General features: G+C 28.9%; 1 protein-coding gene. It reads left to right on the top strand.

Translation table 11 applies throughout. The features are described from left to right. The first annotated feature begins 319 nt into the window (after nucleotides 1–319). Nucleotides 320–961, top strand: coding sequence for a hypothetical protein (locus A3SG_RS0118415; RefSeq protein WP_016991453.1), 642 nt, complete (start codon nucleotides 320–322; stop codon nucleotides 959–961). Nucleotides 962–967 lie beyond the last annotated feature (6 nt).

Genomic DNA, 967 nt, shown 5'->3' with positions numbered 1-967 from the left:
GTAAATTACTTTTAAAGTGGTATTTTTTATTTTCTTGTAAGTGCTCTTTTGTTGTTAATAAGCAACAAGATCATTAATCCTAACTCAGAGACACCATGGAGTGCAATAGGAATGTTAGGAAGTGGCTTACTATTTTATGGAACAATGATACGACGAAAAAACATTGATAATAAGAAAACCAGCCTGTAACAGCTGTTTTGATATAGCTGGAATTTAGTGGAATTATCGTTACGCATCAAGTTTTCGTTAAGCCAAAAATTGAGCGGTTACGAACTTCCAGCCATCTCAAAGCAGCAAAACGTTAGCAACAATTATATCTATGAAAATTTTAAATATCATATTTTTCTTATTAATTGCTCTTTTAAGTTTTGAATCAAAAGCTCAAAGTTTTGAAGGAACAATAAAATTTAAAACAGAAATAGAAACTTATAACGATGAAAAGAATGAATTTAAAAAAGAACTCGAGGAAAGATATGGAGACAGTTTATTAGTTTCCTTCTCCAAAACTGGAATTTTAAAACGAGAATATTTAAATTCTTCTTATTTGGGAAATCACATCCAAGTGTATAATCCAGCAAAAGGCATCTTATATCTTCGTGGAAAAAATTCTCTAAAACTTGATAGTATAGATGTGAAAACTAATTCTATTGAAAACTTAATAAGCAAAAAGAAGATTGCTAGTGAAAGAATACTTGGTTTAAAATGCGAATGCTACGAATATATTGGAATCTCCAAATATAATGACACAGTCGTTTTAAATTATTGTTTCAGTAAAAAAACTCCGAAAATAAATCCTTTGCTATTTGAAAAACATATTGATTTCTTTCTTTATGATTATTTCGAATCTTCAGAGAAACCGTATGTAAGGTTCATAATTAAAACGGATATCTTTAAAATTGTACAGACGGCAACGGAAATTAAAGAAAAGCAAATAGAAAATACAACATTCGAAATTAAATAACTGTTG

This window comes from Flavobacterium sp. ACAM 123, assembly GCF_000264055.1.
Lineage (GTDB): Bacteria > Bacteroidota > Bacteroidia > Flavobacteriales > Flavobacteriaceae > Flavobacterium.
This window is presented reverse-complemented; position numbering and strand designations above follow the sequence as displayed.

Excerpts from the sequence above, each read along its gene's own strand:
- A3SG_RS0118415 (WP_016991453.1), top strand. The coding sequence starts at position 320 with ATGAAAATTTTAAATATCATATTTTTCTTATTAATTGCTCTTTTAAGT.